The following is a 21,236-nucleotide window of genomic DNA, read 5'->3' on the forward strand; positions in this document are numbered from 1 at the left end:
CGGCGCCCAGTCGTGGATCGTCAGCCCGGTGCAGGCGTCTTCCAGCCGGTCACTTGCGCGGCTGCCTGCACGGCGTGTATCCAAGTGCAGCGATTGGCGAGGAGCATTCCAGCCACGTCGAGCGTGCCTCCGCGACTGATGTAACCCAGCGCACGCGTCCTTGCTTGGCCGCCATCGAGGCGTCGAAGGATCCCCAACATCGGTTCGGGACGTGTGTGGCTGAGCACCACCCGCGGCAGGTCGTCGGGAAAGAACGCCTGTAATTCGTCATCGCCGAGCACGAAAGCGCGCTCGATCTCATCGCGTGGAATGCGTAACCGCCCGGGCTCGATCACCGCGGTGACGCAGGAAGCCAGCCCATGCCGCTCCAGGAAAGCGTGGGCTTTCAGCGCCTCCTCCAGTTGATACGCTCCGATGGCGACGAACTGCACGCCGGCAACGCCAGGCGTCCCTGCGATGTGCGCTGCGCCGCGCTCGACCAGCCGTTGAGCCGCGTTGGCATCGAGACGCTCGGGAGCATCCCGCTTGGACACCACCATGCAGGCGAGCTGTCCGCGGCCGGCGTACACGTCTCGCAGCGCGGCCACAGCGGTGTTGCTGTCTACCGGAAACAGTACGCGTGCGGTGTCTGACATCTCGCCCAGCAAGGCTTCGCCTATCGTCGGGTCCTGGTGAGACTGCTCGTTCTTCGAGTTCTCCCAGGTGTGCGAGGTGACGATCAGCGGAACAGATAGCCAGCCGGGGACTTGGCCGAGCGCCTTCTGATGGCGCGCGAAAATGATCTCCTGGCGCAGCAGGCCGAGCATCTTCATTGCGAACGCCTCGTAGCTGACGATCAGGTTGAGCCCCCCCTTGTTGCCAAGCGCCGCTGCGGCGACTGCCTCTTCATTGAGCGCGGTGATCACCGCGCCATGAAGGTCCTCGGCCATGCCCGGTTCCGGCACGTTGACCCGATGCTTGAGCAGCGCGAGGGTGCCGCCCATCTTGTTACTGGCCAACTCGTCGGGATTACCGAGCCGGACCCGCAATCCAGGGTTGGCCCGAACCAGCTCAACGAACCACCGATCCAGCATCGCCATGGCGCTGCCTTGGGTGCCGGCCGGTGCCCACGCCGGTTCTGGCAGGTGCAGCGCCTGCGGGTGACGATGAGCCATGGAATGCTGGCTCTCCCGACCGCGGCCCTGGCTGCGATGGGTATCGAGCACCGCAAGCGCGTGATCGAGGTCCCCAGACGCCACATGGAGCGCAGAGGCGCTGGCATTGAACGCTTCCCGGGCGCCGGCATCCCGGTGAGGATTGCCGACCAGTGGAAGATTGTGTGCGGCGTTGGTACCGGCGCCGGCGAAGCCGAACCCTTTCTCGGTCTCGGCGATGACATATGGCAACCGGGCGGGATAACGTCGTTCCGGCGCGGCGGCGAACCTTTTCAGCGCCTGCTCCGCCGCCAGGATCGCCCAGGCGATTGCGGCAGGGTCACGGCCATCGACGATCAGCGGCTCGAAGCCGTTATGGCGCACATCCTCTGCCAGCCAAGCGGCACCGCCTTCTTGGACGATCTGCGTGCGCTGCTCGATCCGGCGTCCGTTGAGGATCATCACCGGAATCGCGAAACCGCAGTCCTCGGCTCGCCACCAGCGCGGTGCCCAATCCGAGCCGCGCTGCTCTTCGAACGCGCCGTCGCTCAGGAAGGCCACCAAGCTCTCTCCCGGCAAGGGCATATGCACGTATTGCAGTGCGGCGAAGCCCAGGTATCCGCCTTCGGAGACTGCCCCTGCGGTATGGGGGCTCGCATGGCTGCCCAACGGCACCGCCGGTTCGCCACGCGCATCGACGGCGTAGGAATAGAAGTCCGCACACAGACGGGACAGCCCAGCTTCGCTACGATCGTACCGTCCCTTCTGGCTTGGGGACACGTCCCCGGTCAGCGTGTTAATCGCCTCGATGGCCGCGACGCAGTGTCCCTGCCCCATCAGCCATCCGCGGGTCGAGCCAGCCAACGCATTGGCAAGCAGATATCCCACGAAGGCCGGCACCATGTTGAGCGATCCGCCGGTATGTCCTTCCGGCACCGCCTTGAAATCATGCTCCATCAGCGGGGCGCCGGATAAGTCGATACGATTGGCGTAGGTCATGTGCGCAACGACGTTCATCGCCGCACACGTCAGGCGGTCGCTCGCGGCGAGCAATACGTAAGCATCCTCCACGGATGCGATGGACCCCGCTTCCAGCAGATCGGCGACGGCCGCGTCGATATGCTCAATGGTGTCGTGCCGTCGCTTGATTGGCCCGTGTCCGGCCAGCCATTGAGACCGTGCCGAAGTCTTGTCGTTCATGGCGATATCCTTTCCAAGAAAGTGAGGGCTTAAGCGCCAGCAGTAAGCGATGCGTCCAGCGCGCCGCAGACCAGGGCTGACAGGGCAATCCTGTTGCTGGGGTGCGGGACGGCGTCGGTGGATGTGATACGCGAGAATAGGGGGATCAATTCCACCCAGGCTTCGTCAGCGAACAGCGCATGCACCACGACGCATTCGGGTTTTCGGAGCCCCTGTTCGACAAGCTTACGCGCTGCCACCGCCAAGGTCCGTCCAGACGATGCGATGTCGTCCACCAGTACCGGCGTGCGATCGCGCCACGCAGACAAATCTGGGACCTCGATCTCGACACTGCGGTCGCCTAGGCGCGTCTTGTTCAAAACGGCATAAGGCACGCCAATGCGCCTTGCGATATCACCTGCCCACTGCTCGCTTTCTTCGTCTGGTCCGATGATCAGAGGCAGATCGACATTGGCTGCGATCCAACTGGACAACAGCGGTGCGGCATGCAGCGTTGTGGCCGGTATGGTGTACAGCGAAGTCAGTGCCGCATGTCGGTGCAGGTGAGGGTCGACGGTCACCAGGCGGTCGAAGGTCGCGGATATCAACCGGGCAAACGATCTTGAACTGATGCATTCACCTGGGTGGAATCGCGCGTCCTGCCGCATGTAGGCCAGGTAGGGGGCCACCAGGTTGACTTCGCTTGCCCCAAGGTCCCTTGCAGCATCTGCAGCGAAGGTTAGCGCCAGGAACTGTGCGTCTGGCCGTGCCAACGTGCAGATCAGATCGACGGGACGCCCGTTAGGCATCCCGTGCAGGCGTACGTAGGTCTCGCCATCGGGAAATCGGCGAGTTTCCACCGTTCCAAGTTCACCACGACTCTGTCGTGCCAGCTCGCTGGCGAAAACCTCGTTGCCCGGAAGGGGCAGGATCAAACGCTGCATGTCTTTCTAGCTCCTTCAAATCCGGCCTAGAACATTTACCTATAGCCCGCACGTCGGCGAATATGAACTGACATCTGCGCGATCCGTGGGAGGAGTCGCACATATTCATTTGCCAGCCTCGCTTGGCGGAAATCGACGAACGCGTTTTTTTCAATGACGAACCGACCGTGGGCCTTCTTCCCTATCGCCTTCCGTGGGCGAGATCGCCTGTCGTCAGCGCCAACCTGGCACTGACGGCCCCGCCTTTGGTACTGCCGGACACGGCGTTCGATGACATATTGCCTCGCTCCTCAGTCGCACTTGGCCAGCGGCACTTCGGTGGCCGCTGGGTGAGGGTGGCGCACCAGCATCACCGGAACAGGTGCGATGCGAGCCACCTGTTCGGCATCACTGCCCAACAGCAGGCGATCCATACCCCGGCGCCCGTGGGTGCCGAGCACGACCACATCGCAGCGCGCTGTTTCGGCCTGTTTGGCGATCAGCTCCGAGACACGCTCTCCCTTGGCCTCGTTGAGAAGCGTCTCCACCGCAATACCGTCTTGTCGCAGACGGCCAGCGGCCTGATCCAACAGCGCCTGGCCAGCCGCCAAGAAGCCCGGCCGCACCTCATCCAGGTACACCTTGGGGCGCTCGAAACCGTTGCTGTGCTTGAGCTCCTCAATAACGTGCAGCAGGACGACGGTCGCTCCGCTGAGGCGAGCCAGAGCCGCAGCGTGATCCAGCGCAAGATGCGCGGTGGGACTGCCATCGAGCGGCACCAGGAGTCTTTTGTACATGGCGTTTTTCCAAGGGTCAGGACGTGGGGTTTGGGTGAGGCGCAGCACCTGCCGTGCATGGCCGGCAATGATCCATTCTTCGTTGGTGGGCTCGACACCTACCAGGACAGGGCTGTCGGACTGGGAAATCACAGGTGCATCCACGAGATTGGCTGGCTCGTCCAGAGCAACTCCGAGGAAGGCCAAGCCACGACAAACGCGTTCACGCACGAATGCGCTGTGTTCTCCGACGCCTGCGGTGAAGACGAGGAGATCCAAGCCTCCTAGCACGGCGGTCAATGCCCCGATCTCACGCACGATGCGTCGCACGTACAGCTCCAACGCGAGGCGAGCCCTGGTGCCGGGTTCGCCGGCATCCGACTCATGCTTCGCAAGCACCCGGGGCTCGGATGAAATACCGGAAACGCCGAGCAGGCCGGAGCGGTGATAGAGGATGTCGCCGACCTGCCCTAGCGACAGGCGCTCGACCTCCATCAGATAGAGCACCGCGCCTGGATCAAGCGAGCCGGTGCGAGTTCCCATCATCAGACCATCCAGGGCGGAGAAACCCATCGTCGTCGCGACGCTCTGCAAACCTTTCATGGCGCACAGACTCGCGCCGCTGCCCAGGTGCGCGACGATGGTGCGGCCTTGGGCTGCCTGGCCGTGACGCTGCGCGAGCGCAGTCGCCATGTACTCGTAGGACAAGCCATGGAAGCCGTAGCGTCGCAGACCGCGCTGCCATGCTTCGTAGGGAAGCGGCAGAACCTGCTCTACCTCGGGAAGCGTGTGATGAAAGCCCGTGTCGAAGCAGGCGATCTGGGGCACTTGCGGCAGGTCCTGCAGCAGGACCTCGATGGCTTCAAGCGCAAAGGGCTGATGCAACGGGGCAAGAGGGACGTAACCCTTCAGATCGGCGAGGACCTGCGCATCCACACGGATTGGAGCGGAGTATTTGCTGCCGCCATGCACGATCCGGTGGGCAATAGCGCTGAGGCTGCTGTGTTCATTCAGACGTGCCGACACGCGCTCACGGATCAATTGCAGCGCGCTTCGATGGGGGGTCTCCGTATCGAGTTGCACACGGAAAGGTGCAACACCGGTCTCCCCAAAATCCGGGACGTCACCACCGATTCCTTGGACCTTCCCATTCCACAACGGTCGGCGGGGCATTGGGTCAAGGGAAGCATCGAACACCGCAAACTTGATGCTCGATGAGCCGCAGTTCAGAACAAGGACAAGGCGCTCGGTAGATGGGGCAGACATCGCAATCCAGTGTTTGTCGGGGGATCGGAAATGGGGGCTGCCTGTGTACCGCGCGGAACGCGGTGCTCTCAGGCCAACCAAACCTAAGCCACTACATTAAATTCAATTTTATTTTACACTCGTTTTCAAAGATTTCAATCGATCCCCTGTAGCGAACGTTCCAGACACTGTGGAGATGAGCATGCATATAGAGCAGGAAGGGCTGCTTGGCGGGAAGGTGGTTTGCGTCACTGGCGGCGAATCAGGCATAGGGCGATGTATTGCGATGGCGTGTGCGCAAGCCGGCGCATCGGTCTGCGTTGCTGGCTTTGACGCAACACGAATCAATGGCGTGGTCGCAGAAATACAAGCTTTGGGCCGCCAAGCCTTGGGTATGGTGACGGATATCCGGGACCCGGCGCAGGTCGATGCGATGATTGCCGCGGTCGATCATCAATGGGGACGTCTGGATGCGGCGTTCGCCAATGCTGGCGGAACCCAGGCGAGCGGGCCGACGCACGAAACCTCACTTGCAGAGTGGGATGCCGGCGTGAAACTCAACCTGACCGGGACATTCCTGACCCTGACCGCGGCTGCACGCTATCTGGTCCGACAGGGAGAAGGTGGGGTGCTCATGGCGACGGGTTCATCGACCGCAGTCCGCGTCGTGCCCGACGCCTGCACCTACATCGCCCCGAAGGCTGCCGTCCACGCGCTCGTGTCCATCATGGCACTCGAGTTGGCCCCTCACCGGATTCGGGTCAACGCTCTGATTCCTGGCCCCACCGACACCCCCGCGCTTCGAGCAATTCCAGGGCACGCTGAGCGCGCAGCTGCCAGCGTGCCGCTGGGCGAACTCGTCGATCCGGCCGAAATCGGCCGCTTGGCAGCCTTTGCCGCGAGCGATGCATTGCGTCATATGACAGGAACACAGCTTTGCATCGATTCCGGCCGGATAATCGCCTGATTGACGCAGACCGACCCCTGTTGGAATGACCGCCGACACCTGAAGGAGAAACGCGATGACCGAACCTCAATCGCTAACCACCTCCCCTTAGTTTTTCTTCAACACAGACTGTGGTTCTGCCGACGAAAGGCAACTCGACGAGTGGGAATTGAAAGCGGCGCGTCGAATCCTGCTCAACCTCAAGACCCTGCTGCATGGACAGCCCATGTTCGACCTGATCCGCGATCAGATTGAGGCATCAGGCCGCCGCAACAAGCCGCAACAAGGAGATCGTGGCACGCTCAAAGGGAAGCTTCCGGCAGTGCAAGGTCGCCATGGCCGTGAAAGGCATGCCGGCGAAACGATTGTTTGAATGGATGGCCGCCGGCCTGACAGCCTCCGGTGGCGAAGGGGGAGACAAGCTGAAGGTTGCCCGGGAAATGGCCTATCCCTCCCACCCCGAGCACTACGCTCTTCCGCCTTATCCGGGCGTGAACGAAACGCTGGGCGGCCAGCCTACCCGTGTGCATGTGATTCCGACAGGCGATCTCCCGCCATTTGTCCAGGCAGCCGTCGATCCTTCGTACGAAATCCGCTCACCCTCCCGTGTCGAACTCGACGACGGCACAGTGTTTGGCTGGATACTTCACCAGTTCAGGGACTCCGGGAATGATTGCGAGGGCATACTGCGCGTGTGGTGGCCCGCCGAGGCACCAGAGGTTTTCTTCGAAGAGCACGCTCAACACTTCTCGGTCGAGTTCCGAGCCTTGTTTCTTCTCGGCGCACAAGCCTTGGAGAAAGGCGATTCGAGTCCACAACCCACCGCGACGGCACCGTGATTGATTTCGCCGCGGTAATTGAAGCACCGACTAGCATCGGCAAGAACACGTGAGATGCGCTCGAAACAGAATGCAAGAATAGAGATTGATTCAGTATGTGAATTGAACCGCACCCCGATTGTGTTGCCGTTTTCGCATTGCATGCATGCGAGGGGCGTCCTGGCCAAACCCGCCCTAGACGCCTGAGACGGCGTCCAGGGCGTCAAAGATCAGGCAGCGCCTGCGTTCGAGAGGATGATCTTCATCGCCTTCTCCTTGGCGCCATTGAGGAATACCTGATAGGCGTGCTCGATCTCGGCCAGCTCGAAGCGATGGGTAATCATCTTCTTCAACGGAAGCTTGTCGGTCGAGGCGACCTTCATCAGCATGGGCGTCGTGTTCGTGTTCACCAGTCCCGTGGTGATCGTCAGGTTCTTGATCCAGAGCTTCTGAATCTCGAAGTCAACCTTGACGCCATGCACGCCGACGTTGGCGATGTGCGCGCCGGGCTTGACGATCTCCTGGCAGATGTCCCAAGTCGCCGGTATGCCCACCGCCTCGATCGCAACATCGACTCCCTCTGCCGCAATCCTATGCACGGCTTCGACAACGTTCTCCGTGCCGGAGTTGATGGTGTGCGTTGCCCCGAGCTCCTTGGCGAGCTGGAGGCGATTCTCGTCCATGTCGATCACGATGATGGTCGAGGGGGAGTAGAACTGGGCGGTCAACAGTACGGACATGCCGACGGGGCCCGCGCCGACAATAGCCACCGCATCGCCCGGCTGGACATTCCCATACTGGACGCCGATTTCGTGGCCGGTGGGCAGGATGTCGCTCAGCAGGACGGCGATTTCGTCGTCAATTGTCTGGGGGATCTTGTAGAGGCTGTTGTCGGCATGCGGGATGCGGACGTATTCGGCCTGCACGCCATCGATCATGTAACCCAGGATCCACCCGCCGTCGCGGCAATGGGAGTAAAGCTGCTTCTTGCAGTAGTCGCACGAGCCGCAAGAAGTGACGCAGGAAATCAGGACCTTGTCGCCTTTCTTGAACTGCGTGACACTCTCGCCCACTTCCTCGATGACGCCTACCCCTTCATGGCCCAGGATGCGCCCGTCGGCGACCTCTGGATTCTTGCCTTTGTAGATGCCGAGATCCGTGCCGCAGATCGTGGTCTTCAAAACCCGTACTACTACATCCGTGGGCTTTTGAAGGGTGGGCTTGGGCTTGTCTTCAAGCGAGATCTTGTGGTCACCGTGATAAACCAGAGCTTTCATGTGTGCATTCCCCTTCTGAAAAAACCATAAACCATTGTGGTCGTCTGAAACGGCGCGCCAAGAATGGCATCGTTTTAAAAAAACACTGATCGGAAGTCTTTCCAATCCAGGCAATGGTGCCGTTGATGTCCGGTGCCTATTGTCGGTGCCGTCCATTCCTATCCATGACAGCCTGTATCATAGCATGCAGCGTTATTAATTAGACGTTAATGCGCAGCACGAAACACCACTCGGCTTGCTGCAAACTGTGCCGGCCTCATATCTTCATCGCCCTCAGCCGCAGCGCATTGCCAATGACACTGACCGACGACAACGCCATGGCGGCCGCTGCAATGATCGGAGACAGCAGCAATCCGAACACCGGATAAAGCACGCCTGCCGCGATCGGCACGCCGGCGGCGTTGTAGATGAAGGCGAAGACGAGGTTCTGCCGAATGTTGCGCATCGTCGCCTGCGAGAGCTGCCTGGCCTTGACGATGCCGGTCAGGTCGCCCTTGAGCAGCGTCACGCCCGCGCTCTCTATCGCCACGTCCGTGCCCGATCCCATGGCGATGCCGACGTCGGCCGCAGCGAGGGCCGGCGCATCGTTGACCCCGTCGCCCGCCATCGCGACGACCCTGCCTTCCGACTTGAACCGGTTGACGATCGAGGCCTTCTGATCGGGCAGCACATCCGCCTCGACCTCGTCGATGCCTAGCCGGCGCGCGACGGCCTCGGCGGTGGTCCGATTGTCACCGGTCAGCATGACAATACGGATCCCTTCGCCGTGCAGTGCCTTGAGCGCCTGTGGCGTCGTGGCCTTCACCGGATCGGCGATGGCAAAGATCCCGGCCGCGCGCTGATCGACACCGATATAGATCGCCGTCGCGCCATCTCGACGCAGTTCGTCAGCCTGGGCACCGAGCGGCGCGGTCTCGATGCCATGCTCGGCCAGGAATGCGGCATTGCCGACCACCACGCGCCAGCCCTCGACTACGCCCAGCGCGCCTTTGCCCAGGGGGGAATCGAATCCCGAGACCTGCGCCAGGGCGATGTTGCGTTGCTGGGCGGCCGCCACAATGGCCAGGGCCAGCGGATGCTCCGAGGCCTGCTCGACGCCGGCCGCAAGACCAAGAACCTCGTCCTGCGTGAAGCCGGCGGTGGCCACGATGCCTGTGACGGCCGGCCTGCCTTCGGTCAGGGTGCCCGTCTTGTCCACGACCAGCGTGTCGACCTTTTCCATGCGCTCCAGCGCTTCGGCGTTCTTGATCAGCACGCCCACACCGGCTCCCTTGCCCACGCCGACCATGATCGACATCGGCGTCGCCAGGCCCAGCGCGCACGGGCAGGCGATGATGAGCACCGACACCGCGGCGACCAGGCCGTGTGCCAACCGCGGCTCCGGCCCCCAGATGGCCCACCCCGTGAACGCGAGGATCGCGACCAGGACGACGGCCGGCACGAACCAGCCCGACACCTTGTCAGCCATGCGCTGGATGGGTGCGCGAGAGCGCTGCGCATCGGCGACCATCTGAACGATGCGCGAGAGCATGGTGTCCTTGCCGACCTTCTGCGCGCGGATGATGAGCGCCCCGGTCTGGTTCAGCGTACCGCCCACCGCCGGGTCGCCCTGGGCACGGGTGACGGGCATCGATTCGCCCGAGATCATCGATTCGTCGATCGAGGAGCGCCCGTCCTCGATCACGCCGTCGACCGGAACGGTCTCGCCAGGGCGGATGCGCAGCTTGTCGCCGATCATTACCTGCTCAACCGGCACGTCCTCTTCGGTCCCGTCCTCGCGCAGGCGCCGCGCGATCTTCGGCGCGAGGTCCAGCAAGGCCTTGATCGCCCCGGAGGTCTGCTCGCGGGCGCGCAGTTCCAGCACCTGCCCGAGCAGCACGAGTACGGTAATCACCGCAGCGGACTCGAAATACACCGCCACGGTGCCGTCCATGGTGCGGAAGGCCTGCGGGAACAGGCCTGGTGCCAGAGTCGCGACCACGCTGTAGCCCCAGGCGACGCCGGTGCCCAATGCGATCAGCGTGAACATGTTGAGACTGCGGTGGCGCAGCGAGGCCCAGGCGCGCTCGAAGAACGGCCAGCCGGCCCACAGTACCACCGGCGTGGCGAGGGCGAACTGGAGCCAGGTCGAGATCGCTGGCGGCACCAGGTGATGGAGCGCCGGAATCACGTGCGATCCCATTTCAAGCAGGAAGACAGGCAAGGCCAGCGCGAGGCCGACCCAGAAGCGTCGCGTCATGTCCGCCAGTTCCGGGCTGGGCCCGGAGTCGGCGCTCGCCACGAGCGGCTCCAGCGCCATTCCGCAGATCGGGCAACTACCCGGCTCGTTGCGGCGGATCTCTGGATGCATGGGGCAGGTCCAGATCCCCGTCGAGGATGCCGGCGCGGCTGGCTTTGCGCCCCCCCGATGGACTGCGCCGTGGGAATGCGGCGCGTGCCCGGCCGCGTCCGCGGGCGACGAGGCCGCGCCAGAAGATGCGTAGCGCAGCGGATCGGCCTCGAACTTGGCTTGGCAACCGCTGGAGCAGAACCAGTAAGCCGAGCCCTGGTGATCCACGCGATGGGCCGCGCGGCGCGGATCCACGACCATGCCGCAGACTGGGTCCCTGACGCTTGAGCCCATGGCACCATCCTGCGCACCGGGCTGGGCGAGCCGTGAACCGTCGCCATGGGCGTGGCTGTGATCGTGTTGCTCAGCGTTCATGACATCCTCTCCTGTTGCTCGATCCGCACGGAAACCCCGACGGGCGTTGATTCAAGGCACGAGCACGATGCGCCCGAAGGGGTGGCCTTCCTCCGCGTGCCGGTGCGCGTGCGCGGCCTGCGAAAGCGCAAACTTCTTGTCGATCGGCATCGTCAGCGAGCCGCCGGCCATGTCGGCGAAGATCGCCTGGATCATTGCGTGGACACGCGGGGTATGCAGTTCCTTGCCGAACAGGGCCGTGATGATCGCCAGGCTGTTCGGGGCGAGATCGGCGATCTCGAAAGCGACCCGCTCGCCGCTGGCGCCCCCCAAGGGAATATAGCGCCCGCGATAGCGCAGTGTCTTGAGCAGCGAGGCCTGCGCCTTGCCACCCGCCAGATCGATCACCATGTCCACGCCTTTGCCGTCAGTCAGCGACAGTGCGCGCTGCGCGATGTCTTCGTCCCGGTAGTCGATGCCGTGCGTGGCTCCGAAGTCCCGCAGTTTCGCCAGGCGCGACAGCGTGGACGCTGTGGCGATGACCTTCGCGCCGGCGCGATGCGCCAACTGTACGGCGGCAAGCCCCACGCCTCCGGCGGCACCCTGCACGAGCACAGTTTCGCCCTTTTGCAAGGCACCGAACTCGAACAGCCCGTCGTGGGCCGTGCCAAAGGCGATCAGGCCAACCGCGGCCGCGTCGATCTCCAAGGCATCGGGCACCGGAAACACGAAGTGCTGCGGCACCGCGAACAGCTCCGCGTGCGAGCCTTTCCAGTTGAAGCAGGCCACACGCTGGCCGACATCAAGGTCGATCACGCCTGGGCCTATGGACGCGATGACACCGGCGGCCGCGTAGCCGACGACGTAGGGCGTGGTGGGCGGGGCCATGTTGCGACGGGAGAGCACGTCGCCTCCTTCGAGGCTGACGGCCTGGACGCGGACGACGACCTCACCCTCCTTGGCCTTCGGGTCGGGCAGATCGCCGTAGGTGAGGACCTCGGGTTCTCCGTTGACGGTGTAGTAGGCAGCTTTCATGAGGTGGCTCCTTGCTTGGTTGGGGGACAGTGAAGAGATATCAGGGACGCCGCACCCGCGTCGAAAGGTGTGGGCCGGCCTTCAATCGCGCTCGCGCCATGCCAGCAGGCGCAGTGCGTTGAACACGACGATCAGGGTCGATCCCTCGTGCAGCGCGACGGCCGGCCCGATGCCCAGGCCGCCGATGGTGGCAGGGACCAGCAGCGCGACGACGCCCAAGCTGATGAAGACGTTCTGGCGGATGATGGACCGGGTGTGGCGGCTCAGCCCGACCGCGAAGGGCAGTTGGCGCAGGTCGTCGGCCATCAGCGCCACGTCGGCCGTCTCCAGCGCGACGTCCGAGCCGGCCGCGCCCATGGCGATGCCGACGGTCGCATGGGCCATCGCCGGCGCATCGTTCACGCCATCGCCCACCATGGCGACCTTGGCCTGGGCGCGCAGCTTGCGGATCGCCTGGACCTTGTCCTCGGGCATCAGATCGCCCCAAGCCTCGTCCAGCCCGACCTCTTTGGCCACGGCCTCGGCTACGGTGCGGTTGTCGCCGGAGATCATGATCATGCGGGCGATGCCGAGCCGGCGCAGCTTTTCCAGGGCGGCGCGCGCGTCGGGACGCGGCGTGTCCATCAGGCCGATGGCGCCCAGATCCCGCGTCCCCTGGCGCACGACCATGGTCGTGCGTCCGCGCTCGCGCAGGCTCGCGATCGCCTGCGATGCCCAGGCACCGAGCGGCGCGAGACCGTCCACGCCGAACATCTCCGCCTTGCCGATCCAGACTGTCTCGCCGTCCAGCGTGGCCGTCACGCCGCGCCCGGTCAGGCTCTTGAGGTCGTGCGCGGACGCGATGGCCTGCCCCTGCAGCTTCTCCTGTCCGTCGCGCGCGATGGCGGCGGCCAGCGGGTGATCGCTCAGGCGTTCGACCGCCACGGCCACCCGCAGCAGCGCCGCTTCGGTCACGCCGTCAGCCAGCGCGATATCGGTGATGCGGGGGCGGCCTTCGGTCAGCGTGCCGGTCTTGTCGAAAGCGATGGCATCGAGCGAGCCGAGTGCTTCCAGCGGTGCGCCGCCCTTGATCAGCACTCCGCCACGCGCGGCGCGCGCCACCCCAGAAAGCACTGCGCTCGGGGTCGCGATGGCGAGCGCGCAGGGACTGGCGGCCACCAGCACGGCCATCGCGCGGTAGAAGCTCTCACTGAAGGGTTCATCGATCACCAGAGGCGCGAACAGCAGCGCGACGGCCAACGCCAGCACGAGCGGCACGAAGATGCGCTCGAAGCGGTCGGTGAAGCGCTGGGTCGGCGACTGCTGGGCCTGCGCCTCGCTGACCATCTGCACGACCTTCGCCAGCGCGCTGTCGGTGGACAGGCGCGTCACCTCCACTTCGATCGCTCCCGCGCCGTTGATCGTGCCGGCAAAGGCGCGCGCCTCGGCGTCGATGGAACCCGGCCGCGCACGCGCAAGGCCGGGATCTGTGACCGGGCGTTTGTCCACCGGCATGCTCTCGCCAGTGACCGGGGCCTGGTCGATGCTGGTCGTGCCCTTGACCAGGAAGCCGTCGGCGGGCAGCCGCTCGTTCGGGCGCACGATCACCACGTCGCCGACCGCGAGCTTCTCGACCGGCACCTCATGCGTCTCGCTTCCTCGCCGCACGGTGGCGGTGCGTGGCGCAAGCTTGGCCAGCGCCTCGATGGCCTGCCGGGCGCGCCCCATGGCGTAGTGCTCCAGCGCGTGGCCGAGGCTGAACAGGAACAGCAGCAACGCGCCTTCGGCAAAGGCGCCAAGCGTCGCCGCCCCCGCGGCGGCCACCAGCATCAGCGTGTCGATCTCGAACTTCTTCAGGCGCAGGTTGCCGATCGCCTCGCGCAGCGTGTAGAAGCCACCGAACGCGTAGGCCCCGAGATACAGGGCCGTGGGCAGCCATGCAGGCGCGCCGGCCGCCAGCTTCTCGATGCCGAAGCCCAGCGCCAGTAAGGCACCACACAGCAGCGAGAACACGAGTTCGGTGTTGGGGCCCAAGAACCCGCCATGGGTGTGCGCGTGTTCGCCTTCGCCATGAGCGTGGCCCGCGTGGTCGTGCCCACGGCCAGTCTCGCCGGGATGGTCGTGACGAGGGTCGCGGCTATCGTGACTGTCGTGACCGCCTCCGGCATTCTGTTCGGCCGCGGGTTTCTCCTGGACGCGCGCCTTCGCGCGCAATCCGAGTCCTGACAGCGCCTCGAACAGCGACTGCTCCGTCACCACCCTGCGGTCGAACTCGACCCGCACGAGTCCAGTGGCATCGGCCTGTGCCTCCAGAACCCCTGGGACGCGCCGCAACGTGTCGCCAATCGTGCGTGCGCGGCGCGAATGCACGAGGCCATCCACCTGCCACAGCACGTGCCCGAAACGCGCACTGACCGATGCGCCCGCAGCCTGGACCACTTCGCGGATGCGCGCGAGCGAGAACATCGCGGAATCGTAATGAACGCACAGCATCGCCTCTTGCCTGCCGGGCGCCCCTGCTGCGGGCGGGATCACATGCACCTGCTCGACACCGCTCCTGCCTTCGAGCTCGGCGACCAGGCGGCCCACGCAGGCATCGGCAGCGTCCGACACCTCGGGCAGCAATACCGGGATGTCCAGTCTCAAGCGTTGCGTCATTGCCGTACCTTTTCAGTCATGCGCGCCGGGGTGGCCCATTGGCGTCGCTTCACGAGGAAGGTGGCCGGCAGGTTGGCGCTCTGGCGGAATGGGTGCTTCATGCGCTGCTCCTGGTCAGGCCATCCGTGCGATGGTTTTGCGAAAGCGTTGCAGCGACAAGCCGAACAGCACGGCTCCGATCAACAGCAACGCGGCGAACTGCGGCCACACCACCGCCAGGCCGGCACCACGGAACAGGATCGCCTGTCCAAGCTGCACGAAGTGCGTGGTCGGTGCCACCAGCATGATGTTCTGCACCAGCTCTGGCATGCTTTCGCGCGGCGTGGCGCCCCCCGAGAGCATCTGCAAAGGCATGATGGTCAGCATCATCAGCATGCCGAACTGGGGCATGTTGCGCGCCAGCGTCGCCAGGAAGATGCCCATCGACGTGGTGGCGAACAGGCACAACGCCGCACCGACGAAGAACAGCGGCAGCGACCCGGCGATTGGCACATCCAGCAGGCCTTGCACGACGAAACCGATCGACACGGCCGCCGCCAGCAGTACCACCGCTCCCATGGACCAGACCTTGGCCAGCATGATCTGCGCCGGCGTCACCGGCATGACCAGCAGGTGCTCGACCGTGCCGTGCTCACGTTCGCGGATGAGCGCCGCGCCTGCTAGAACGATGGACAACATGGCAATGTAGTCGATGATCTCCGCAAGACTGCCTGACCAGGAGGGCTCCAGCGCGGGGTTGAAGCGCGCCCGCAAGGCGAGATCCACCACAGGCACGGCGCTGGAGCGGTAGCGCTGTGCGAACTCACTGATCTCACCGTTGACGATCTGCTGCACGTAGCCGCTACCGACAAACGCCTGGCTCATGCGCGTGGCATCCACGTTGAGCTGGATCTGCGGTGCGCGGCCGGCCAGCAGGTCACGCTGGAAGTTGCGCGGGATCACCATCACGAACGTGTAGCGTCCCTCGTCCATCCCCACGTCCATCTCTGGCCACTCGATCAACTGCGGCTTGCTGAACTGGGGTGGATACAGGGCCGAAATGATGCGTTGGGACAGTGGGGATTGGTCTTCGTCGACGACCGCGATTGGGGCGTTGTGCAGCGTCTCGGGCATGGCCGTCGCCCCGGTGTACACGCCCAAGGTGAAGACGTACACGATGAGCACCAGCATGGTGCGGTCGCGCCACAGGCTCCACAGTTCCTTGACGCCCAATCGGTAGGTGTTGGAGAGGAATTGGCCCATGGTTCAGCGCTCCTGCTTGCGCAGCAGCGCAATCGCCGCACCGATGATCACGGGTACCGCGATCAGCATGGGAACGAGCGCCCCGCCCAGATCGCCGAAGCCTAGGGCCTTGTTGAAGACACCGCGGCTGATGCTGATCATGTGCGTGGCCGGATAGATCTCGCCCAACCAGCGCCCGCCGCCCTGCAGCGAGGACACCGGGTCGGTCAGGCCCGAGAACTGAACGGTGGGAATCATGGTTCCGATCATCGCGAAGAACATCGCCGCGATCTGGCTCTTGGTGATGCTCGATGCAAGCAAGCCCATGCCCGTCGCGCAGAAGCTGAAGATCACCGCGGCCAACACGAGCGTCAGAAAGCTTCCCTTGATCGGTACCCCGAACACGGTCACCGACAACAGCGTCATCAGGAAGAAGTTCAGCATGGCCAGCCCTACATAGGGCAGTTGTTTGCCCAGCAGGAATTCGGTCCGGGTGACGGGGGTGACGTACAGGTTCAAGATGGAGCCGGTTTCCTTCTCGCGCACCACGGCCAGCGCCGTGAGCATGGCCGGCAGCATCAACAGCAGCATCGGCACCACAGCCGGCACCATGGCCGGCAGGCTCTTGACGTCCGGGTTGTACCGAAAGCGCGTTTCGATCCCGGCTTGCCCGATGGGGGCGCTGCCCGTGCGTTCTGTAGCCTGCTCCACCAGCCAGTGCTGGTGGATGCCCTGCACGTAGCCAATGACGGTCTCGGCGCGCTGCGGCATCGCGCCATCGATCCAGGCGCCGATCTGCACGTTGCGCCCGCGCAGCACGTCGCGTCCGAATCCCGGAGGAATCTCCAGGGCAAGACTCAGCTCGCCGCTCGTCATGCGGCGATCGAGCTCGGTGTAATCGGTGATCGGCGGCTGCTCCACGAAGTACCGGGAGCCGGCCAGGCTCAAGGTGTAGCTCTGGCTGAGCGTGGACTGGTCGCGGTCAAGCACGGCGTAGCGCAGGTCCTCGACGTCCATGCTGATGCCGAAGCCGATCACGAACATCAGCAAGGCCGATCCGGCCAAGGCCAGCGTGGCGCGCACGGGATCGCGCTGCAGTTCCAGCGATTCCCGCCACATGTAGCTGAACAACCGTTGCAGGCTGAAGCGGCTGGGCTTGGCGTGGCCGGGGGCGGGCCCGGCCTGGGCGGGGCCTGCGCCGACAGGCGTGTCGGCCTGGGGCGCACCGCCGCCGGCTTCGACCAGGTAGCCGATGAAGGCTTCTTCCAGTGTCTGCGCCCCGCGTTTTTCTACCAGATTGGCCGGCGTGTCGCTATCGAGCACCTTGCCGGCATGCATCATCGACATGCGATCGCAGCGCTCGGCCTCGTTCATGAAGTGGGTGGAGATGAAGATGGTGACCTTGTCGCGACGCGACAGCTCGACCAGCAGCCGCCAGAAGGCATCGCGCGCGACCGGGTCCACGCCAGAAGTCGGCTCGTCAAGAATCAGCAACTCCGGCTTATGCACCATCGCCACGGCGAGCGACAGCCGCTGGCGCATGCCCAGCGGCATGCTCTCGGGCAGGCTGTCCTGCACCTCGCCCAGCCCGAAGCGCTGCTCCATCTCGGCCACCCGCGCGTCGATGTCCTCCTCGGGCACCTGGAACAGCCGGGCGTGCAGTGCCAGATTCTGCCGGACGGTCAACTCGCCATACAGCGAGAAGGCCTGGGACATGTAGCCGACCCGCCGACGGGTTGCGATGTCCCGCGGATCGATCTCGTGGCCGAACAGCCAGGCCCGGCCCTCGCTCGCCTCCAGCAGCCCGGTGAGCATCTTCATGGTGGTGCTCTTGCCGCAGCCATTGGAGCCGAGGAAGCCGAAGATCTCGCCGCGGCGAATGCGGAAGGAGACGTGGTCCACCGCGACGAAGTCGCCGAAGCGCATCGTCAGCCCATCGGCTTCGATGGCGATGTCGTCTTCCGAGGCTTGCAGCGGCGGGATCACCACCGGCTGGTGGCCACGCTTCTTGTCTTCGGGCAGCAACGCGATGAATGCGGCCTCCAGCGAATCGCTGCTGGTACGCGACAGCAGTTGCGCGGGCGTGCCGGTCGCCAGTACCTGGCCATCGTCCATGGCGACCAGCCAGTCGAAGCGCTGCGCCTCGTCCATGTAGGCCGTGGCGACGATCACGCTCATCGCGGGGCGATCGGTGCGAATGCGCGCGATCAGGTCCCAGAACTGCGCACGGGCCAGCGGATCGACGCCCGTGGTGGGCTCGTCCAGGATCAGGAGGTCCGGGTCATGGATCAGTGCGCAGCACAGGCCGAGCTTTTGCTTCATGCCGCCGGAGAGCTTGCCGGCCGGGCGCGCCAGGAACTTGTGCAGGCCGGTGGCTGCAGTGAGATCGTCGATGCGCCGGCGCCGCTCGGCCGCGTCGTGGCCGAACAGGCGCGCGAAGAACTGCAGGTTCTCTTCCACCGACAGTGTCGGATAGAGGTTCTTGCCCAGCCCTTGCGGCATATAGGCGATGCGCGGGCAGACCGCGTTGCGGTGGCGCCGGCTCGCCATGTCGCCACCCAGCACCTGCACGTGTCCGCCCTGCACTGCGCGGGCGCCCGCCACCAGCGACAGCAGGCTCGACTTGCCGACGCCATCGGGGCCGATCAAGCCCACCATGCGCCCCGCTGGGACGTCCAGCGTGATGCCGGCCAGCGCCCGGATCTTGCCGTAGTGCAGTTCCACCTGCTCAAGGCGGACGACGTCCGTGCTTGTGACCAGCGCCGATTGCGTCATGGCTGGACCTTCAGGGCGAGTCGGGCTGGCCACTCCTGCGAGTCATCGAGCCGCACCCAGGCCTCACCGGGCAAGCCAGTCTTCACGTACTCCAGGTGCTTGCGCAGCAACTCGCGGTCGATGTGTGCGCGCACGCGGAACATCAGCTTTTGGCGCTCGCTGGCGGTCTCCACCGTCTTGGGCGTGAACTGGGCAGCGCTGGCGATGAAGGAGACCTTGGCCGGAATCACGTAGTCCGGCGCCGCGTCCAGCACGATGCGCACCTCCGAGCCCAACGCCAGCCGTCCCGCCGCTTCAGTGGGCAGGAAGAAGGTCATGTAAACGTCCGACAGGTCGATCATGTTCATCACCCGGCCGCCGGCACCCAGCACCTCGCCCGGCTGCGCCACACGAAACTGCACCCGGCCGTCGCGCGGCGCCTTGAGCTGGCTGTCGTCGATCTCGGACTGGATGCGCTCCAGCGTGGCGTCCGTTGCGGCGACCTGGGACTGTGCGCTGGTCACTTGTGTTCGCGCGGCCGTGATGGCGGCATCGGCGGAGGCCACGCGCGCCCGGGCCGCAGCGACGGCGGCATCGGCGCTGAGCGCGCGGGCGCTGTCATCGTCGAGCGTCTGCGTGGAGGTGGCGCCTTCCTTGACGAGCGTCTCGGAACGGACGAGCCGCCGCCTGGCGGCATTGAGCTCGGCTTCGGTCTGGCGCATCTGGGCCACCAGCGCAGTCTTGTCGCTCTCGCGCATCGCCACCTGGGCCTGGGCGCTGGCCACGGCGTTGATCGCCTGTTGGCGCTGCGCCTGCGCTTCGCGCAACTGCGCCTCCAGGGTCTGCACCTGCATGGTGGCCAGTGTCTGGCCCGCCTTCACGAAGGCACCCTCGTCGACCAGGATGTCGCTCACCCTGCCTGCCAGCTTGGTGGCGATATCGACCTCGGTGGCCTCGATGCGTCCGTTGCCGCCGATGACGGAGCCGTCGTCTTGCCCGAGGGCAAAGTGTTGCCACGCGTACCAGCCAGCGGCGGCCAACGCGATCGCCACAACGGGGAGAATCAGTTTTTTGTTCAGAGATAGGGCCATGGTCATCAACGCGAATAAGGGGCGGTAGGAAGGGGCTGCGTGGACGACAGCGGCGCATCGCCGGAATCCTGCGTTCCACCGCCCAATGCGGCGTACAGCGCAATGCGGCTCGATAGCAATGCGCGACGTGTCTGAACCAGTTGCTGCTGGGATGAGATCAGGTTGCGCTCGGCATCCAGCACGTCGAGAAACGGAGACGCGCCGTTGTCGTAGCTCAGGCGGGACAGCCGCGCGCGCTCGATCTGCGTTTGGACGGCGCGCTGCTGGATACCGACCTGGCGTTCGAGCCAATGCTGCGCCGACAGCGCATCGGCCACGTCGCGAAAGGCGTTCTGCACCGTCTGCTCGTACTGCACCACGGCCAGGTTCTTGCGCACCTCGGCCAGCTCCAGGTTCGAGCGATTGCGTCCTGCATCGAAGATCGGCAGCGACAGGCTGGGCGCGAAACTCCAAGCGCGGTTGGCGCCTCGGAACAGCTGGTCCAGCTCCGTACTGGCGGCGCCGCCAAAGGCGGTGAGGCTGATGCGCGGGAAGAACGCCGCGCGTGCCGCACCGATGTTGGCATTGGCGCCCCGCAATTGGTGCTCTGCGGCAACGACGTCGGGCCTGCTGTACAGCAGGTCCGAAGGCAGGCCCGGTGACACCGGAGCCAGGATGTCCGCGTCGACTGCAGTGGCATCGTCCATCGGAATCGCGGCATCCGACAGATCGCCCACCAGGATGCTCAGGGCCAATCTTTGCGCGTCACGCTCCTGCTGCACCTGCACGACCAGGGACTCGGCCTGGGTCAGCAGGGTCTGCACCTGCGTCAGTTCAAGACGGGAAGCAGAGCCCACCTCCAGGCGCCGGGTGAAGATGCGCAGCGACTCGCGCTGGCTGGTTTCGCTTGCCTGTGCCAGCCGCAATCGCTCCTGCAATTCGCGCAGGCCCAAGTAGGCATCGGCCACCTCGGCGACGAGCGAGACGCTCACCGCACGACGGGCCGCGTCGGTGGCCAGGAAGCTCTGCAGCGCCGCTTCATTGAGGCTCGCGATGCGCCCCCAGAGGTCGATCTCCCAACTGCTCAGGCCCAGCCCGGCCTGGTACTGGCTGGCGGTGGCCGCTCGGCCGCTCAGGCTCAGGTCGGCCGGCGTGCGCGCCCGCGTGGCGTCCAGGCCCACGCCGATGGTAGGCAGCCGGTCGGCGCGCTGCACTCCGTAGGCGGCCTGTGCCTCCCTGACCCGCAGCACCGCAGTGCGCATGTCCGGGTTGTTCGCGAGCGCCTGCGCGATCAGCTGCGCCAGCACGGGGTCGGTGAAGTAGTCACGCCAGGCCAGGGTCGCGGCTGCGGTAGAACCCTGCGCCCCGGATGGCGTGCCGTGCGCGTACGCCGCGGGCATCGCCACGGCCGGCTTGTCGAGCGCAGGTGCCATCGAGGCGCAGCCGCTCATCAACAGGGCGGCGGCGCAGACGGCCAGTCTTAACGAATGGCTGTGCATGTGAGATCGAGTCCATCGAACAAAAGCAGGAGGCTGTGGC

14 protein-coding genes are annotated in these 21,236 nt (G+C 65.0%); 3 read left to right on the forward strand and 11 right to left on the reverse strand.

Features of this window, described 5'->3' with window-relative positions:
* Nucleotides 1-20 precede the first annotated feature (20 nt).
* From QMX97_RS01855 to QMX97_RS01870, 3 genes are all read right to left on the reverse strand, one after another.
* On the reverse strand, nt 21-2,333 hold the full coding sequence (locus QMX97_RS01855; protein ID WP_034032861.1) for a xylulose 5-phosphate 3-epimerase: 2,313 nt from the start codon (nt 2,331-2,333) through the stop codon (nt 21-23).
* A gap of 29 nt (nt 2,334-2,362) precedes the next feature.
* Complete coding sequence (locus QMX97_RS01860) at nt 2,363-3,256, reverse strand: ribose-phosphate pyrophosphokinase (protein ID WP_034032859.1); 894 nt, start codon at nt 3,254-3,256, stop codon at nt 2,363-2,365.
* A gap of 290 nt (nt 3,257-3,546) precedes the next feature.
* Nucleotides 3,547-5,277 (reverse strand): acetate/propionate family kinase, encoded by a 1,731-nt coding sequence (locus QMX97_RS01870; RefSeq protein WP_079388759.1) that lies wholly within the window; start codon nt 5,275-5,277, stop codon nt 3,547-3,549.
* Nucleotides 5,278-5,458: 181 nt separating this feature from the next.
* Between QMX97_RS01870 and QMX97_RS01875 the strand changes: the two genes are divergently transcribed.
* The 3 genes from QMX97_RS01875 (at nt 5,459) to QMX97_RS01885 (ending at nt 7,041) form a co-directional block, all read left to right on the forward strand.
* Nucleotides 5,459-6,223: an SDR family NAD(P)-dependent oxidoreductase gene (locus tag QMX97_RS01875; RefSeq protein ID WP_034032858.1), complete on the forward strand. Its 765-nt coding sequence runs from the start codon at nt 5,459-5,461 to the stop codon at nt 6,221-6,223.
* Between the two features lie 205 nt (nt 6,224-6,428).
* Nucleotides 6,429-6,575: a hypothetical protein gene (locus QMX97_RS01880; protein WP_153575514.1), complete on the forward strand. Its 147-nt coding sequence runs from the start codon at nt 6,429-6,431 to the stop codon at nt 6,573-6,575.
* A complete protein-coding gene (locus tag QMX97_RS01885; RefSeq protein WP_034032857.1) occupies nt 6,538-7,041 on the forward strand; it encodes a hypothetical protein in 504 nt (167 codons plus the stop codon). The genes QMX97_RS01880 and QMX97_RS01885 overlap by 38 nt, the downstream gene beginning before the upstream one ends.
* A 209-nt stretch (nt 7,042-7,250) precedes the next feature.
* Here QMX97_RS01885 and QMX97_RS01890 read toward each other — a convergent pair whose 3' ends face one another.
* From QMX97_RS01890 to QMX97_RS01925, 8 genes are all read right to left on the reverse strand, one after another.
* A complete protein-coding gene (locus QMX97_RS01890) occupies nt 7,251-8,297 on the reverse strand; it encodes a zinc-dependent alcohol dehydrogenase family protein (RefSeq protein WP_034032855.1) in 1,047 nt (348 codons plus the stop codon).
* 256 nt (nt 8,298-8,553) lie between these two features.
* Nucleotides 8,554-10,920 carry a heavy metal translocating P-type ATPase gene (locus QMX97_RS01895; protein ID WP_050159549.1) on the reverse strand — a complete coding sequence of 789 codons (2,367 nt, stop codon included), beginning with the start codon at nt 10,918-10,920 and terminating at the stop codon, nt 8,554-8,556.
* Between the two features lie 132 nt (nt 10,921-11,052).
* Nucleotides 11,053-12,015, reverse strand: coding sequence for a zinc-binding dehydrogenase (locus QMX97_RS01900; protein WP_034032850.1), 963 nt, complete (start codon nt 12,013-12,015; stop codon nt 11,053-11,055).
* A gap of 81 nt (nt 12,016-12,096) precedes the next feature.
* Nucleotides 12,097-14,652: a heavy metal translocating P-type ATPase gene (locus QMX97_RS01905; RefSeq protein ID WP_034032848.1), complete on the reverse strand. Its 2,556-nt coding sequence runs from the start codon at nt 14,650-14,652 to the stop codon at nt 12,097-12,099.
* Nucleotides 14,653-14,766: 114 nt separating this feature from the next.
* Nucleotides 14,767-15,894, reverse strand: a complete 1,128-nt coding sequence (locus QMX97_RS01910) for an ABC transporter permease (RefSeq protein WP_034032847.1) — start codon at nt 15,892-15,894, stop codon at nt 14,767-14,769.
* 3 nt (nt 15,895-15,897) lie between these two features.
* Nucleotides 15,898-18,648: a ribosome-associated ATPase/putative transporter RbbA gene (gene rbbA, locus QMX97_RS01915; RefSeq protein ID WP_050159449.1), complete on the reverse strand. Its 2,751-nt coding sequence runs from the start codon at nt 18,646-18,648 to the stop codon at nt 15,898-15,900.
* Entirely contained in the window at nt 18,645-19,724 is a 1,080-nt protein-coding gene (locus tag QMX97_RS01920) for an HlyD family efflux transporter periplasmic adaptor subunit (protein WP_060481552.1), read from the reverse strand. The genes rbbA and QMX97_RS01920 overlap by 4 nt, the downstream gene beginning before the upstream one ends.
* Complete coding sequence (locus QMX97_RS01925; RefSeq protein ID WP_034033021.1) at nt 19,724-21,196, reverse strand: efflux transporter outer membrane subunit; 1,473 nt, start codon at nt 21,194-21,196, stop codon at nt 19,724-19,726. The genes QMX97_RS01920 and QMX97_RS01925 overlap by 1 nt, the downstream gene beginning before the upstream one ends.
* Nucleotides 21,197-21,236: the final 40 nt, after the last annotated feature.

Origin of the sequence: Pseudomonas sp. PS01298, from assembly GCF_029959745.1 — a bacterium.
GTDB classification, from domain to species: domain Bacteria; phylum Pseudomonadota; class Gammaproteobacteria; order Pseudomonadales; family Pseudomonadaceae; genus Aquipseudomonas; species Aquipseudomonas aylmerensis.

Excerpts from the sequence above, each read along its gene's own strand:
- QMX97_RS01855 (WP_034032861.1), bottom strand. The coding sequence starts at position 2,333 with ATGAACGACAAGACTTCGGCACGGTCTCAATGGCTGGCCGGACACGGG.
- QMX97_RS01860 (WP_034032859.1), bottom strand. The coding sequence starts at position 3,256 with ATGCAGCGTTTGATCCTGCCCCTTCCGGGCAACGAGGTTTTCGCCAGC.
- QMX97_RS01870 (WP_079388759.1), bottom strand. The coding sequence starts at position 5,277 with ATGTCTGCCCCATCTACCGAGCGCCTTGTCCTTGTTCTGAACTGCGGC.
- QMX97_RS01875 (WP_034032858.1), top strand. The coding sequence starts at position 5,459 with ATGCATATAGAGCAGGAAGGGCTGCTTGGCGGGAAGGTGGTTTGCGTC.
- QMX97_RS01880 (WP_153575514.1), top strand. The coding sequence starts at position 6,429 with ATGTTCGACCTGATCCGCGATCAGATTGAGGCATCAGGCCGCCGCAAC.
- QMX97_RS01885 (WP_034032857.1), top strand. The coding sequence starts at position 6,538 with ATGGCCGTGAAAGGCATGCCGGCGAAACGATTGTTTGAATGGATGGCC.
- QMX97_RS01890 (WP_034032855.1), bottom strand. The coding sequence starts at position 8,297 with ATGAAAGCTCTGGTTTATCACGGTGACCACAAGATCTCGCTTGAAGAC.
- QMX97_RS01895 (WP_050159549.1), bottom strand. The coding sequence starts at position 10,920 with ATGGGCTCAAGCGTCAGGGACCCAGTCTGCGGCATGGTCGTGGATCCG.
- QMX97_RS01900 (WP_034032850.1), bottom strand. The coding sequence starts at position 12,015 with ATGAAAGCTGCCTACTACACCGTCAACGGAGAACCCGAGGTCCTCACC.
- QMX97_RS01905 (WP_034032848.1), bottom strand. The coding sequence starts at position 14,652 with ATGACGCAACGCTTGAGACTGGACATCCCGGTATTGCTGCCCGAGGTG.
- QMX97_RS01910 (WP_034032847.1), bottom strand. The coding sequence starts at position 15,894 with ATGGGCCAATTCCTCTCCAACACCTACCGATTGGGCGTCAAGGAACTG.
- rbbA (WP_050159449.1), bottom strand. The coding sequence starts at position 18,648 with ATGACGCAATCGGCGCTGGTCACAAGCACGGACGTCGTCCGCCTTGAG.
- QMX97_RS01920 (WP_060481552.1), bottom strand. The coding sequence starts at position 19,724 with ATGACCATGGCCCTATCTCTGAACAAAAAACTGATTCTCCCCGTTGTG.
- QMX97_RS01925 (WP_034033021.1), bottom strand. The coding sequence starts at position 21,196 with ATGCACAGCCATTCGTTAAGACTGGCCGTCTGCGCCGCCGCCCTGTTG.